The sequence below is a fragment of the Parabacteroides sp. Y3-G-102 genome, assembly GCF_023656845.1.
Taxonomy (GTDB): domain Bacteria; phylum Bacteroidota; class Bacteroidia; order Bacteroidales; family Tannerellaceae; genus Parabacteroides; species Parabacteroides distasonis.
This window is the reverse complement of sequence record NZ_JAMOKU010000040.1, coordinates 1-16,504: the sequence shown is the minus strand read 5'-3', so window position 1 is coordinate 16,504 and position 16,504 is coordinate 1. Positions and strand designations below refer to the sequence as shown.

The 16,504-nt window shown below is 44.8% G+C and carries 9 protein-coding genes and 1 pseudogene; 4 read left to right on the top strand and 6 right to left on the bottom strand.

Features of this window, described 5'->3' with window-relative positions; translation table 11 throughout:
- Position 1 precedes the first annotated feature (1 nt).
- From NBH16_RS17555 to NBH16_RS17545, 3 genes are all read right to left on the bottom strand, one after another.
- A complete protein-coding gene (locus NBH16_RS17555) occupies positions 2 to 553 on the bottom strand; it encodes a hypothetical protein (protein ID WP_005867515.1) in 552 nt (183 codons plus the stop codon).
- Entirely contained in the window at positions 546 to 1,583 is a 1,038-nt protein-coding gene (locus NBH16_RS17550) for an AAA family ATPase (RefSeq protein WP_005867516.1), read from the bottom strand. The genes NBH16_RS17555 and NBH16_RS17550 overlap by 8 nt, the downstream gene beginning before the upstream one ends.
- Before the next feature lie 234 nt (positions 1,584 to 1,817).
- Entirely contained in the window at positions 1,818 to 4,214 is a 2,397-nt protein-coding gene (locus tag NBH16_RS17545) for a TonB-dependent receptor (RefSeq protein WP_005867517.1), read from the bottom strand.
- 162 nt (positions 4,215 to 4,376) lie between these two features.
- On the opposite strand from NBH16_RS17545, the gene NBH16_RS17540 reads away from it, so the two are divergent.
- A complete protein-coding gene (locus NBH16_RS17540) occupies positions 4,377 to 8,486 on the top strand; it encodes a hybrid sensor histidine kinase/response regulator transcription factor (protein WP_005867519.1) in 4,110 nt (1,369 codons plus the stop codon).
- Here NBH16_RS17540 and NBH16_RS17535 read toward each other — a convergent pair.
- Entirely contained in the window at positions 8,425 to 10,812 is a 2,388-nt protein-coding gene (locus NBH16_RS17535) for an ABC transporter permease (protein WP_005867520.1), read from the bottom strand. The two genes, NBH16_RS17540 and NBH16_RS17535, sit on opposite strands and share 62 nt — an antisense overlap.
- A 213-nt stretch (positions 10,813 to 11,025) precedes the next feature.
- Between NBH16_RS17535 and nudC the strand changes: the two genes are divergently transcribed.
- Positions 11,026 to 11,799: an NAD(+) diphosphatase gene (nudC, locus tag NBH16_RS17530; protein WP_005867521.1), complete on the top strand. Its 774-nt coding sequence runs from the start codon at positions 11,026 to 11,028 to the stop codon at positions 11,797 to 11,799.
- On the opposite strand, the gene NBH16_RS17525 is transcribed toward nudC, so the two are convergent.
- Complete coding sequence (locus NBH16_RS17525; protein ID WP_005867522.1) at positions 11,770 to 12,375, bottom strand: DUF4858 domain-containing protein; 606 nt, start codon at positions 12,373 to 12,375, stop codon at positions 11,770 to 11,772. The genes nudC and NBH16_RS17525 overlap by 30 nt on opposite strands.
- Positions 12,376 to 12,591: 216 nt before the next feature.
- On the opposite strand from NBH16_RS17525, the gene NBH16_RS17520 reads away from it, so the two are divergent.
- Both NBH16_RS17520 and NBH16_RS17515 read left to right on the top strand, forming a co-directional pair.
- The gene (locus NBH16_RS17520; protein ID WP_005867523.1) at positions 12,592 to 13,956 is read left to right on the top strand and encodes a sigma-54-dependent transcriptional regulator; all 1,365 of its coding nucleotides are present in this window, start codon (positions 12,592 to 12,594) and stop codon (positions 13,954 to 13,956) included.
- Positions 13,953 to 14,960 carry a sensor histidine kinase gene (locus NBH16_RS17515; RefSeq protein WP_005867524.1) on the top strand — a complete coding sequence of 336 codons (1,008 nt, stop codon included), beginning with the start codon at positions 13,953 to 13,955 and terminating at the stop codon, positions 14,958 to 14,960. Before NBH16_RS17520 ends, NBH16_RS17515 begins: the two co-directional genes overlap by 4 nt.
- On the opposite strand, the pseudogene NBH16_RS17510 reads toward NBH16_RS17515, so the two are convergent.
- Positions 14,955 to 16,400: pseudogene (locus tag NBH16_RS17510) on the bottom strand (ATP-binding protein); the annotation flags it as partial. The gene NBH16_RS17515 and the pseudogene NBH16_RS17510 overlap by 6 nt on opposite strands.
- Positions 16,401 to 16,504: the final 104 nt, after the last annotated feature.

Here is a 16,504-nt window from a genome sequence, read left to right as displayed (position 1 = left end):
ATTACACGAACAAGATTTCCGTATCCGGCAAGACAGCAGAGATATTTTCAATCGGATTGATGGAAATTTTAGCCGCATGTAACCATGCCAACTTTTGCTTTAATTTTTGCATCCAGACACTCATACGGGCTTTGTGTTCTTTTTCACCAGCAATGTCCAGTTCTATACAGGCAATAATGACTATCTTTTTCTGATTATCAAGTAGCAACTGATTAATCCGGGTAAAAAAATCCTCATCATTGGTCGAAAAACGAGCAGAATTAGTTACCGTGGCGATTGTGTCCCTAACTTTGACAGCAATCCTGCGCATTAATTCCTCGCCTTTTGCCTGAAGCACTTCCTGAGTCTCTGCATCGTGTGTATGCCCTCTGTAATTCTTTACTTCTACCAAAAACAACTGTCTGTTGTCATGAATACCTAAAAAGTCCACCGCTTTGGTAGGCTGCAAGGCATTGCTTACTTTTTTGTGCGCCAAATGTTCGTCGTACTTGACAACGTTCCATTTGGGAGATTGAAACTTGAAGTTTATGCCGCTTTCCTGAAAATTACTCATATTTGCTGATGAATTGTTGTTCCAAGTCGTAAAAGGCTGCATATTCCTCCAGAATCGGATTGCTCTGTATGCCTGCCAAGGTTTCGCTTTCCTCTACAATGATTCCCTTGCCTTCTTTTTTCAGCCCAAAGAATTTGACAGATACACCGGTGTGTTCTTTATACTCGGAATAAAGAGAAAGCGTATGTGTAAGCAAATAATCGTGTGTAGCGATGAAAATCTGCAAACCACATTCCTGAAGCACAAGGATGAACTTCGACACCACTTTGATAAGAGCCGGGTTCAAATTGGCTTCCGGCTCATCCCAGAACAGAATGGTGTTCGCATTAATTTCCCCATTCAGTATGAGGTATAAGATAGAGGCCAACTTGCGAAGACCTTCTGCCACCAAATGCGCTTCCATATTACCACTTTCCGTCTGTATATAGAAACGTCCGTTCATCTGCAGCACCTTGAACTGCAATTCCCGTTCCAACAACTCAACAGCCGGTCTCAACGGATTATCTTCAGACTCACGCAATACGGGGAGAGCCAATGCGTGTGCTAGATTGATGTAGGTCTGGTCGAATGAAATCTCACGCTTACTGCTCAAACCGATAAAACCCTCGAACAAAGAGAACATTTCACGAGGAGGGATGTAGATGAAATGACGGTCGTTCCACTTCTCGTCCGTTTCCAATTTCACAGTCGTCTTGGCTGCAGAGGAAAAGCTATATTGCAATACCTTGCTATCTATCGTAACCGCAATGTTCGCCCTACCGGAAGGTAGTCCTTTGCTGACCAAATTGCCGATGATGTCCGGCTTGAAATAATAGATCATATCTTCCGCCAAGATATACTCAAACTGCTCTTTGGAAGCAGAGTTCTTGCCGAGGAAGTCGTGACGTGCCTGCAAGGTGGCAGCCAAGCATTTAAGCACGTGTGTCTTGCCGGTACCATTCTTGCCGATGAGGACATTTACTCCTTCGGTGAAATCGAAACGATTGTTTGCAAAGCCCGTGAAATTAGTCAGTAATATGCTGTTAATCATTGAATATACCTCATTTTTAACTAAGTGTTCACAAAAGTAACTTAAAATTGGAAAGTAACAAAGTTGGATTCAAAAAAGTTACAGTTACCCAATGATGTATTCTATCCTCGGTAAACAAGATATAAGGACCACTACGTTTATCTCGTTGGCAAAGTAAGTTAACTTACTTGGGCATTTTAATTAGCTTACTTTGCCAACGAAGCTAGCTTACTTTGAAAGTAGGGTAATTCGGTATTAATGATTCGTCCCCTCGAATAAATCCTTTGAATTGTTGGATAAGCCATTCTTTAGCTTGAACTGGTTGAACGTATAGCTAAGGGTCAAGCCTATCAACGGGTAATCGGGCCGGATTCGTGTTTTGGAAATCAAGTTCGAGGAAGTGATCGTATTGACATAACGGGCCGTATTGAAGACATCCCGGAAAGAGAGGGTGGCCGTCAACTTCCGTTTGAAGAATTGTTGCCGTATCGCTAGGTTGACAAACCAGAACGACTGGGTTCTTCCTTGGGTGGTTACGGAAGGACCTACGAAATTGCCGTCAAGCTGTATCCTTGTGTATTTCCCGGCCGTGAAAGCGTTGTTCCAAGCGATCTCGTAATTGGTACTGGTCTCATTCTTTCCGTCCGTCTTATACTCGTTCTCTACCCGGTAGTGATAAAGGCTACCGTTTATTTGCGTATTCCACCAACTGGTGGCCTGCAAACTGCCCGATAGTTCTATTCCGGTGGAATAATCATGTCCCACGTTCGCCATGGAATCCAAGGTAACCCCGGCTTGGTAAGGAACCCGTAATCGTTCGATCTTGTCTTTGCGGGTTCGGTGGAATAGGGAGGCAGACAAGGCATTGTCGCCGGAAGTCAAGGAATAATTCAACTCGAAAGAATGAATGTACTCCGGGCGTATATCCGGGTTACCGATCTCGGCTGTATAGTAATCCTTGTAAGTGATGTATGGCTCCATGAAATAAAGCTCCGGTCGGGTCGTACGACGGCTGTAAGCGAATAGAAGCTTCTGATTTTGTGTGAGGTTATAACCGATATGGGCGGATGGGAACAACTCAAAACGCTTTTGTAGGCGGTTCGCCCAATCTTTGGAGCTACGTAATACTTGATGCGTATGTTCTCCCCGTAATCCTACTTGAAAATCAAAAGACCGGTAGCTATCCCCAACGATCGCATAAAGGGAGTTGATCCCTTGTTGGAAATAGAACGTGTTGTAAATATCGTCACGCCAGAAGAACTCTTTGGTATCCGGGTTCCAAAACTGCATACTATAATCGCCGTCTTCCGAGTATGAGAAATATTGATAACCCGCCTTGATTTGCCCGGTTTTGCTGTATGGAAATACATAATCGGCTTTCGCACGGACGGTCCAACGATGTTCGGCCTCCCACGCACGATGACCTTGCTGGCGTACGTTGTTTTTGTCGAACAGATCGCTTTGGAAATATTCCAGAGCGTCGCCTCCATATTTCAAGAAGAAGCTACCGCTAAGGTTATGCCCCTTATCATTGAACTTATGATCCACGGCCAGATTCCCTAGTCCGAAAGTCTCATGGATATCAAAGTCGTCAAGGCTCTTGAACTCTCCGTTCTCGAATTGCTCGCCATTAGCGGAACGTTCTTCCGTATATTCCAGATCCCCTTTTCGCTTGAGTCCGGCATATCCGCCTTCCGCGTTAATAGAAAAAGTCGTTTGTTTTTGCGTATAGCTCCAACCTCCGTTGAGAATATATGCGTAGCCGTTACTTTCACGGGGGCCATTGGAATAAGAAGTCGTTGTCGTATCGTTTACCAACGTCGTTTTCTCTTGGGTAAAATGACTTTTACGAAGTCGGTTTCCCACATAACCGCCTATACGCCATTGAGACGCCTTGTTTTGTCCGGTCAACAAGAAATCCAAGGTCCGGCTCCATACCGTATTCCCGCTTAGGTTGATTACTCCGCTCAACCCTTCCCCGAAGTTCTTCTTGGTAATGACATTGATGATCCCGACATCACCCCCTGTATCATGTTGGGCGGACGGGGTGGTGATGATCTCTATATTCTGGATTTGTCCGGACGGGATCTGTTCCAAGGCTTGGGTCCCGGTAAATATACTGGGCTTTCCATCTACGTAGACTGTGAATCCGCTACTCCCCCGGAAGGTAACCTCTCCCTCGGCGTTCACCCGGATGGAAGGCGTGTTCTCTAGGATATCGACAGCGGTTCCTCCCGAGGAAAGCAGGTTGGAAGAAGCCTCGATGATCTTTTTATCCAGTTTATAGATGACTTGTTTCTTGTTGGCTACGACCTCCACTTCCTGTAAGCCTACCTCAAGCATTCGCATCGGGATAGTACCCAGATCCTTGATCTGCTCTGTAAGGATAAACTCCTCTCCCATATAAACATCATATCCCAGAAAATGGATACGGATCGAATACGTTCCCGGTTTTACGGGCTGGATTAGAAAAGAACCGTTCGCTTCAGTCATAGCTTCTTCGACGATATGATTTCCATCATATAATACAACGTGAGCGTAGTCTAATGCCTTACGGGTGGTTTGATCGATTACGATTCCTTTAATACCCGGATTCGCATGGATAGATAGTAGCACGCTAAGGAATACTAGCGATAGAAAAAGTTTTCTCATATTTTACATTCGTTTTAGAATTGATACCGCAAAGCTAGGGAAATAGGGAGGGAGCGGGCCGGACATATGTTTCATAATACCGTACAAATCGTTCAATCTTTCTGTTTTCTGTGATTTTCACCCACTTAATCTTTATATTTGGGGCATTAATCAGATGAATGGATGAGAATATACCTTTTACTGCTGTTTGTACTTATGATAACGAGAGCGCAAGCTACCAACGTTATTTTTGACCGGATAACAATGGATAGCGGGCTTTCTTCTTCTTCGGTGACCTCTATTTTGAAGGATCGTACCGGGTATGTCTGGGTCGGGACGACTGAAGGCTTGAACCGCTACGATGGATATACGTTTAAAGTATTCTTGCCCGTACCGGATTGTCCGGAAAGTATACAAAGCAGTTCTATCGATAAATTATTCGAGGATTCAGATGGAGGTATCTGGATCTTTTTTTCCTCGGGTGGGATTAGCCGTTATGACAGAGGTTCGGATACATTTTTGAATTTCACGAAAGAATGGCTTCGACAACAGTTACGTGTGTATGGTAGTCCTACTTGTTTCTCGGCCTCCGTTCCGGGACATATCTTTATAGGTACGGAGAACGGGATGTTGGAGTATGATGCTAAAGAGAAGAAATTGGTACGCCTTTCGCCGGCGGGTTCGGTAGTCTCGTCGTCTCCTGTGAATTGTTTGTATTCGGCGCCGGATCATTCGTTTTGGGTAGGGACTTTAGCTGGTTTTAGTTTGTATGACAAAGAAACAAACCACTTTCAAGATTATACGATACGGACAAATGACCGGGAGGATATCAATGCCGGCAATTTGAATGGCGTTAACGCGATCTATATCGACCGGTTTGATTATATGTGGTTAGGTACGGGACGTGAAGGGGCTTTTCGTTCGCTTGATATGGGAGAGCGAGAGATCTTCCAATCTGTCGGTCGTGAGGATACTCGGGTATATCAATTCTTGGAGACCGGTGATGGTGATTTCTGGATCGGACATAATAAGGGGGTAAGCTTGATTAGCCGGATGAACCGGCTTGCCTTGCGATGTGAGCATTTCTTTGACCGGCCGGAGGATCTGGAACCTACGGGAGAATGCCAAGTGCGATCCATCTTCGAGAGTAAGGACGGAACGGTCTGGTTTGATGATAGCCGTTTCAATCAAGGTCTTTTTTATTATTCTCCGAAGGAGAGGAAAATGGGACAGTTGAGGAACGTGCCGGAAGACGCACATTCTATCAGCAGTAACCAGATTACCTGTTTGTTTCTGGATGACTCGGATCATCTGTGGGCGGGGCATTCCACGTATGGGGTGAGCCATGCGGATTTAACACCTTCCTTGTTTCGATATACCTTGGGATACACGGAAAAAGAGAATCTGTCTTCTCTTCATATCCTAGCCGTTTATGAGGATTCGGACCTGAATCTTTGGGTTGCGACCTCTAGGGGATTAGATCGGATTAACCATAAGACTTCCCGGGTAGATATGCGTTTTACCTTCTCACCCCGAAAAAGTCCGTCCTCTTTATCCGGAAAGATTATAGGTTCTATCCGTGAGGATTCGGAGCGGAACCTATGGATCAGTTATCAAGACGCCAACCCGGACCGGTTGAATCTGGATGATTTCCGAATCCGCCCTTTTATACCGGATTACCAAGTCTCTTATGATTATCCGATCAACTCGTTGTCGGAGTTATGTAACTTATGCGTGAGCGAAGAATCTTGGTTTTGGGGAGGAGCGGATGAGGGGCGGCTTCGGGTGTGGGATACGAAGACGAGAGCACTTATCACGTATCGATATATACCGGGTGAGATGAATCCCCTTGCGTCGAATCATATTCATTGTCTGTTTGTGGACTCTTCCGGTTATTTGTGGATCGGTACGAATGCGGGGTTGGATCAATACGACAAGCGAACCGGGCGATTTGATCATTTCACGGTACAGGATGGCTTATCGGGAAATATCGTACGAGGAATCCGTGAAGGTGAGCCGGGCATCCTGTTTGTCAGCACGAATAAAGGGCTGAGTCGCTTGGATATACAAAACCGGCATATCGTTAATTATACGACGGCAAACGGTTTATTATCGAATGAGTTTATGGGTGGCGCTTGCTGTAAGCGCAAATCGGGTGAACTTGTATTTGGCAGTAATGAGGGGATCGTTTCTTTTGATCCCGTTCAGTTAACGGACGGTTTGAGAAAAATACCTGAGTCTCTGCGAATCACGAACCTCACGATCGGAGACTCACGTGAGAAGCAAGGTTTACAGGTGGGTTTTATCGCGTTCGATTATTCTCATCCCCGTAGTATCCGATACCGGTATCGTCTGGATGGATATGATACGGATTGGCGGGAGGTGGACGCCAGCGATCGTACGGCTATATATAACCGCCTACCACCGGGAAACTATGTGTTTCGGGTGGAAACTTCCGGCAATGGTTCCTATTGGAGCGCTCCCATTACCGAACCTGTCAGGATCTTTCCTCCTTGGTGGCGGACGTGGTGGTTTATTTTGCTGGTATTCGTGGTTGTATGCGTACTGTTGTATATCGCCTATAAGAGCCGGGTGCGCTGGTATCAGCTTCGCCAAGCCGAGTTGGAGCGTAAGATACAAGAACGTACACGGCTGTTGAAACAGGCCAAGCAAGAACTGGAGGAAAAAGATGCGTTGAAAACTCGTTTCTTTATGAATGTCTCTCATGAGCTTCGTACCCCTCTGACGATAATCAAGGGATTGACGGAGGATCTGGAACGGCATTCCGGTTCAGAAGAATCTTGTGGAGATAAAGAAACTTTGCGTACGATCTCCCGGAATACCAATCGCTTGATTCGGCATGTCAATGAATTACTGGATTTATCGGTATTGACCCGGGGAGTTCCTTCCCCGCATATTGTTTGTGCGGATCTCAGTCGATTCTTAAAGGAGATTTCGGAAACCTTTATTCCTTTGGCCGATTCCTATAAAATTGCGTTTACGTATTCGATTGCCCCGGATATCTCAATCGCTTATTTTGACAAGAATATCCTAGAGCAGGTTCTATATAATTTACTGTCGAACGCATTTAAGTATACGCCGGATGGTGGTTCGGTAAGCTTTTCCGCTTTATTGGAGCAAAGCTCATCCGATGCGGTCATGACTTTACGAATTACGGATAGTGGAATCGGCATTCCCCCCGAATCGTTACCGTATATTTTTGATCAATATTATAAGGGGGAATCGATAGCGTTTCGCCGCTCGGAGAGTTCGGGGATCGGCCTTGCGTACACAAAAGAGCTATTGGAGTTACATAAGGCAACCATTCAATGTGAGAGTGAATTGGGGAAAGGTTCTGTTTTTACGGTTGCCTTGCCTATATCGGAAGAGGCTTATCCTGAGGAGTGGTTGGAGTATTCGGAACCTAAAATGGAAGAGGCATCTTTGCGGGAATCAGTTCCATTGGAAGGAACAAACCCGGTCCCGGAGAATCTACGACAAACGCTTTTGTTTGTAGAGGATAATGAGGATCTATGTCGTTATTTGATGAATGCTTTTCAAACGGATTACCGGGTCGTGATAGCGAAAAACGGAAAGGTCGGCTTGGAGAAAGCCATGGAGATCCTACCGGACGTGATTGTCTCGGATGTAATGATGCCGGTCATGAATGGGATTGAATGTTGTGAGGCTTTGAAAATGGATGAACGGACGGCCCATATACCGGTTATCCTATTGACTGCTTTAGCGGAAGAACGTCAACAATTGGAAGGGTATGGAGCCGGAGCGGATGATTATCTGCCTAAACCGTTCAGTCTTGCTGTCCTAAAAGCGAAGATCAAGAATCTGCTCAAACGTAGTGAGCAACTAAAGTTATATTTCAGGGATCGGTTCGACTTGCGTACTCCGGAGCAAACCATCGCCGATCCGGATAAGGAATTTCTTTCGAAAGTGACAAAGGTCGTTCTGGCTCATTTGCAGGACCCGGAGTTTGATGTAGAGCTTTTCTGTTCCGAGATGGCGATGAGCCGTGCCAGCTTATTTCGGAAATTAAAGTCTACTACCGGTTGCTCCGCTTCCTCATTCACCCGTAATATACGTATAAAGCGTGCCGCCGAGTTATTGGGGCAGCACGCTTATTCGATCGGGGAGGTAGCTGCTCAGGTCGGCTTCTCCGATCCGAACTATTTTACCCGTTGCTTTAAAGAAATTTACGGGATCACTCCGAGTGAGTTTATTCAGACTTCACCGAGTTCACAGGATTCTCATTCGCCGCTTGCCAGTTCCGGAAAGTAACGGTACCGATCGTAACCGAGAGAATGATTAGGAAAGCTACGATGAAGACCCAAAGATGGAGTGGTGTTTTATAAGCGAAATTCTCTAGCCACTGTTGTGTTCCTATCCATGCTATTGGGATCGAGATGATGAAGCAAACGGAGACGATCTGGATATAAGTCTTGTTGAACATCAAAAGAATCTGTCCGGTAGTCGCTCCGTTGATCTTGCGGATGCCGATCTCTTTCCGGCGGTATTGCGTCTCAAATAGCACGAGTCCGAATACACCTACGATAGAGATCAAGATCGCCATTATTCCGAATAGGGAGATGAGTTTACCCAGTGTTTGTTCTTTCTGATATAAATTGTTTAAGATGGTGTTGTAGAAAGAGATCTCGAAAGGGAAAGTCGGATCGATCTCTTTCAATGTTTCCCGGACGTGGGCGACAGCTTCCTGTAAATTCGTTTTCGAATTGAAGCGGATATAGGATACCAATTTAGGATTGGGTATATCGTTATTCAATGCGAATACGAAAGGCGAGCTTGCGATCCGGCAAGAGTTAAACCGAAAATCCTTGCTGACTCCTAGAACCGTACGATCATTGAAACGATCTCCGGGATGTAAGTGGAAATCCCGCTCTGCCGCCGGATTGATGATATAATCACTTTGTGCCTTGTTTAAATCCTCCCGTGTAAAATCCCTTCCTTCCTCTACTTGGATATCCATGACGGAAAGGAAATTCTCGGAGGCATAGAATACCTTGAAGAATACATCCTTATCTTCATGACGGGCATATTCGAGATCGATCATGTCATCTTCTTTCGATAATTCGTAGACGGAGAAGGCCACATCCTCTATTCCCGGATAATCTTTAAGTTTCTGGATATATTGGGGCTTATGCTTGGCGTAGATCTCCGGTGTCAGGTTCACGATGGCTACTTGGTCTTTATTGAATCCTAGTTGCTCGCTAGAGGTCATGAAATGGTTCTGAAGTCCCATGAATAAGGTGACAATAATCAAGGCGATCGATACCGTGTATTGGAAACCGATCAGGGCGACACGTACTTTTTTCCCTTTGGGACTAAGACCGAAAGAGCCCTTTAGTACCAAGGCTGGCGCATAGGAGGTACTTCGTATAGCTGGATAAAGTCCCGCCAAGCAACCTGTCAAGATAGCGATCAGTGCTGTGAGAAGGATCAGGGCTTTGTATTGACTAAGACGTATATCCGCATCTACCCAATTAGCGATCGGTGTGTAAGACAAATCGTTTACGATGAATAAGGCGAGAATGTAGGATATCAAGCAGATCACGATCGATTCGATAAGTGAGATGGCTCGTAACTTATAGATGGAGCATCCTAATACCCGGTGCGTATTGATCGTTTTCAATCGTAAGGGAATCAACGAGGTTGTGAGATTGGTAAAATTGATTCCGGCGATGAATAAGATGAGGAAAGCGATACCCAGTAACACATAATTTGTCTCCCGGTGACCTTTCGGATTAAAGTCGAAAGTTGTATCATGTGTGTAATAAACATCCTTTAAGGGGGTTAGACGTAATGCGATCTCTTGCGCTGAACCCATTTGGCTTTTAGCGAAATCGAAAGTCTTGTTGAAATGATCCAATACCTCCTCTTTATTTAGGGGATCGTCTAGCGTGACGTATATTTCGTTGGCATACATTTGCCAAGAACTTTTTAATAGATCCAGTTGGTCCATCGGGACGTAAATACGGTTTTGTACTGTAGTATTTCCCGGGAAATCCTTATAGACACCCCCAATAGTAAGTATCGTGGTACTTACAGGTTGCCAGCCACTACTGCCGGACATCCGGATACGTTTACCGATAGCGGATTGTTTGTCGAACAGCCTTTTGGCGACACTCTCCGGAATGAGTACGGAGCCGGGAATGGATAGGCATTCGACGGAACCTTCTTTCATGTGGAAATCAAAGACATCTGAGATATTGGGTAGACAAAGCTGGAAGTTTTCCTTAAAGACTTTCGCTTCTCCTTGATCGTCTACCTCGTCGATTTGGCAATACCGTTCTCCTCCGTAGAATGGATAACGGTAGGAGTAATCCGTGATATGAGCGGATGAGTTAACAAAAGCATCGCTAAACATTAGGCAATGGATGGCGTTATGCTCGAATTCTCCGTGATTTGCCTCTAGCCGGAAGGTTCGGCCCGATTTACTGTGCATGGCATCGTAATTCATCTCGTAATCCACCTGCATTACTATCAGGAGGAAGGCGGCGAAAGCGATTGTCAAGCCGAAGAGGTTTAACACGACGGCGGTCTTAAACCGCTTGAATAGATAAAGTAAGTTTCGAATCATTAGTTTCATTGTAACAGGTTTTAAATATATTCATTTTTTAGAAAAGATGCAAATAATGTGCCATCGATGTAACGTTCTGCTAATCATAAGATAATAGAAAAATGCTTAGAAACGATTGTGTGTGCCTTCGCACGGTGCACGTTCGCTTTCGCACGTTATTTGATTTTAATTCGTAAGTTCGCGGATGTTTTAAATACAGAAAGATAATTCGGAAATATCAGCATGGAAACTTCAAATAGACTCTGTTATTGGTTCCTTTTTTATAAAGACCAACTGTTGCTTCAGAAAGAGAATGATACGTATACCATCCCTTATGGCGAGAATCCCCCAGTTCCGGTTTCTCATACGCTAGAGGTTGATTACCGGGATGGACTTCCCGCACGTACGGCAGAATTGGATACTCCGGTGGAGGGGAATGACCGTTACGTACATATGGGGTTGCGTGCCTCTTGGGATTATATCTCGAGAGCGTGTTACGAGAAGGCGGGTAAGGCTTTTCAATTGCTTTATTGGGATAGCCATAGCCGTTTCTGCCCGGTATGTGGTACTCCTACCGTACAGACTACGTCGATCATGAAGCAATGTCCTTCTTGCAAACATGAGATTTATCCGACAATCTCAGCAGCGATGATCGTCTTGATCCGTAAGGAGGATTCGATTCTTTTGGTACATGCCCGTAATTTCCGGGGAACTTTCCATGGATTAGTGGCCGGATTCTTAGAAGTTGGCGAGACCTTGGAAGAGTGTGTGCGTCGGGAGGTCCGTGAGGAAACGGGTTTAGAGGTCGATAATATCACTTATTTCGGAAACCAACCCTGGCCTTATCCGAGTGGCTTGATGGTAGGCTTTGTAGCGGATTATGTAAGTGGGGAAATTAAGTTGCAGGATGAGGAACTAAGTTCTGGTGCCTTCTATACCAAAGATAACTTACCGGAGATCCCCCGTAAGTTGAGCTTGGCCCGTAAGCTAATCGATTGGTGGTTGGATCATCAATGAGGAGTCCTTTTTTGCGGCCTCTGCCTGTTGTCTTTCGAATTTCTTCCTTTTAGAGATGACATCTGGGGTAGGGAGGTTACCGTAGTTTTGCCAAGTTCCGTTGCGTTTTGCGTTGCGTTTATGGACATATGTTTTCCGGCTGGTCATCCTTCCTAGATCGAAGGTAGCTAGTGAGGTACGACCACTGGACGGAGTCCTTTTCAATTCATCTAAGATAGATTGATAGACAGGCAGTATCTTTTTATACGGTGGATTATGTCGCCAGAATACCGATGGCGGTAAATCCTTCAATGCTACTTTTCGGTGTGTCGTATCGTCTTGTTGGATATATTCTGAGAAATCTTTGGTGATAGGGATATTGCTGGGAGCGGCCAGTTGAGGTTTCCCCATCGGTTTTCTTGGTTCCGGGTTGAGGAAAGAACCGCTTTGGATTGCTTTTTGGAATTCAGGGTTCAATTTGATGGAATCTTTGCCTGCTAATACATCCTTTAGCCAGATCGAATCTTGCTCAGTCCATTGCGCATAGCCTAAGTGTATATTTATACAGACGAAAAATCCAATCAATAGTGGTCTCATGAATGCCTGAATTGTTAATTGTGTTCAAAGATAGTCTTCCTTCTTTCTCCTCGTTTTTTCTTTCGCTTAAATAGTCTTACCGTTTACTTAATCTTAACCCTCTTTGCGGACTATTAATTTAACAGTTCATCTGTGCACGATAATCGTTCGATTACGCACGCTTCTTCCATTGATTTAATACCTACCTTTGAGGCATCACAAACTAGTTCAGCGCTTATGAAAAAGGGAAAACTATTAATTATAGATGATAATGAGGACATCCTTTTTGCCCTTAATTTATTACTGGAGCCCTATATGGAACAAATAAGAGTGGCTACGCAACCGGAGCGCATCGATCATTTCATGCGGACTTTTATCCCGGATATTATCTTGTTGGATATGAACTTCAAACGGGATGCTATTAGTGGTCAGGAGGGTTTCTATTGGCTGGAGAAGATAAAGAAGATAGACCCGGACGTGGTGGTTCTTTTTATGACTGCCTATTCGGATACGGATAAGGCCGTGCGGGCGATTAAGGCAGGAGCTACCGACTTTATCCCGAAACCTTGGGAAAAGGAGAAATTACTCGCTACACTCTCTTCGGCATTGGAACTTCGGGAGAGTAGGGCGGAAGTGCGAAATTTAAAGAAACAAGTTGAGATTCTTAGTTCACCCGAGGATGCTGGCTTCGAGATCATCGGTGAAAGCGAACCGATGCAGGCTATTTTCGCTACGGTCGATAAATTAAAGAATACGGATGCCAATATATTAATCTTGGGGGAGAATGGAACCGGTAAAGATTTAGTTGCCCGCGCCTTATATCATCAATCTCCGCGTTCGGGGAATCTTTTCGTCGGGATCGATGTGGGCTCTATTCCGGAACAACTTTTCGAGAGTGAATTATTCGGCTATGAGAAAGGGGCTTTTACGGATGCCCGTAAGGAAAAGCCGGGACGAATGGAGGTAGCTTCCGGTGGTACCTTGTTCTTGGATGAGATCGGGAACTTAAGCCTTTCCATGCAAGCGAAACTGTTGACCGCTTTGGAAAAACGACAGATAACCCGCTTGGGAGCAACGCAACCCATACCGATTGATATCCGGTTGATCTGCGCAACGAACGCGAATATCCATCATCTCGTGGCAGAAGGTACTTTCCGGCAAGATCTTTTATATCGTATTAATACGATCGAGTTACATATTCCTCCCTTGAGGGAACGAGGAAATGACGTGATCTTATTGGCTGAACATTTCTTGTCGAAGTATGCCCGTAAATATAAGAAAGACTTGAAGGGCATTAACAGGGATGGGAAGAATAAGCTACATAATTATGCTTGGCCCGGTAATGTACGTGAACTGCAACATGCGATTGAACGGGCGGTTATCTTGTCTGAAAGTAATTGGCTAAGGCCGGAAGACTTTATTCTGCGTTCTGTCCCGCTTAGGGATAAGGAACCATCCGATGAGTTAAATTTGACGGTATTGGAGAAAGAAGCGATCGAACGTGCCTTACGTCGTGCCGAGGGGAATATCACTCGTGCCGCCGAGCTTCTAGGGATTACCCGCTTTACCTTGTATCGTAAATTGGAGAAATTTGGCTTATGATACGTTACTTGTTGTTCGCTCGTATTTTGGGGATCGTGGTCTTGTCTTTTACTGCCTCATTCTTAATACTGAAAGGGTTTTTGTTTATTCCCGTGCTGTTCGGATTTTGTATTCTTGCGCTTTCGGTTTTCTTATATAAGGATCAGCAAAAGACTGTTAAGCGGATGGAATACCTGATAGAGAGTATTCATTACGGGGATCTGAGCCTGTTTTATCCTTCCGATTCAATGACGGAAGACGAAAAGGCTTTGGCCTCTTCTATGAACGCTGCCTTGGAAGCTTTACGGAGTCGATTGTATAATTCGGTGGTCGCTGAGGCGGAAACCGAGGCATGGCAGAAACTTATCCGGGTATTGACGCATGAGATCATGAACTCGATCGCTCCGGTAATCTCTTTATCAGAGACGGTAGCCGAGCGTGCGACGATAAATGGCATGAATGAGAGAGACTACGCTATCATGGTACAAGCCATGCAAACGATCCACCGGAGAAGTAAGGGGCTATTGGATTTTGTCGAGAATTATCGGCAATTAACCCGTCTGCCTTTACCTACTTTACGAAACTTCTCGGTTTCGGCTCTCTTTGACGATATCCGGCTTCTATTTCCGGAGAAGTCCGACATCCTCTTCTTTCGTGTAAAACCGGAAGATTTAAATTTATATGCGGATCGGATCATGGTGGAACAAGTATTAATTAATCTATTGAAAAATGCGATAGAGGCTTGTGAAGAGTCCTTATCTCCTCAAATAGTCGTGGAGGCTGTCCAAAAAGCCGGCATGGTTATTATTTCGGTGATTGATAATGGTAGCGGAATTGTTCCCGAGGCGATCGACAAGGTCTTCGTACCTTTCTTCACGACTAAATCTAAAGGTTCCGGCATCGGATTAAGTCTTTGCCGGCAGATCATGAACCGTCATGGAGGAAGTATTAGTCTCGACTCTCAAGTAGAGAAGGGTTCCTCTTTCGTCTTGCGTTTTCCGATTGTTACCAAACGGATTCTATAAATAAGTATTAATACATGCGATTAGCTTATCCGGCTTGATCGGTTTAGCGATGTAAGAGGAGAATCCACTTTGTTTTACCCGTTCCTCATCCTCTGCGAAAGCGAAAGCCGTTACGGCGATGATAGGGATGGACTGGCTCTTTTCCCGAATTACCCGTGTAGCCTCATAGCCGTCTACGATCGGCATTTTTAGGTCCATTAGGATTAAGTCCGGTTGATATTTATTGAATAAATCGATCGCTTGTTCCCCGTTCCATGCGTGTATAAGGTTATAATCTTTCAACATGGCTTGGAATAAAGTATAGTTGCTTTCGTTATCTTCCGCTATTAATAGGGTTGCCGATTTGGATGACTGGCTCTTCTGTACATTCTCGGTTTTTGGTTTCTCATGCGGGACTTCCTGCATTTCTAGTATCGAATAGGGCAACGTAAACCAGAATGTAGAACCTTTCCCTTGCTCTGATTCCACCCCTATATCTCCACCCAGACGCTTGATAATCATCTGGCAAATCGATAATCCCAGCCCCGTTCCTTGCACAAAGCTATTTAACTTAACGAAACGGGTGAAAACTTGACCGATCTTATCCTTGGCGATACCGCATCCCGTATCTTTTACATAGAAATACAACTCATCATCTCTATGGCGGTAGCCAAACAGGATGCTACCTTGAGTCGTGAACTTGATGGCATTGTTGATAAAGTTCGTAATGACTTGGGAGACCCGGTTACGGTCGGTGCGTAAGATACAATTCGGGATCTTCTCGACAAAGCATACCTGCACACCATCTTGCGCCTTCAAACGGGAAGACTGCTCGATATCGGAGAATAGTTGATTGACATCTACGTCTGAATCCACGAATTCTAGCGTACCCGCCTCTATCTTGGCTAGATCGAGAATATCATTGATCAATTGCAATAGCAGGTCGTTGTTGCTATTAATGATATTGATATATTCCTCTTTATCCTCCATATTCTCGGTTACGGCCAATAATCCGGAGAAACCGACGATCGCATTCAATGGCGTTCGAATCTCATGACTCATATTCGCCAAGAACGCAGATTTCAAACGATCGGACTCTTCCGCTTTCTCTTTCGCTTTCCTCAGTTCGTTCTCCGCCTGTTTTTGTTTTGTCACATCTTCTTTCTTGAAAATAACCCCGATAAGGTTGTCGTGCTCGTCTAATACAGGGTTCGCCAAAATATGAAGATACTTTCCATCGCCGAACTCATTCGTGATATCGACCTGCTTTTTGGTTTCCATGGCCTTTGCGACCGTGCAACGGGTACAATAAGGCTTTACTCCGTTCTTGACCAAGAAGCAATTAGCCGGACCGAATTCAGGGATACAGTCATGGAACTCTACCTCATTTCTCCATTTTACGGTATAATCCGGCTTGATGAAATAGATGGAAGCTTGGATATTATTCATTGTATAATAATTTATCGTTATAAATTTGCATAAACATTCAACATCAAAGTGTGGAATAAGACCGAGTTTTCATTAGTCATAAAGACCGTGAATCATGTTCTGTCCCCACACTTTAT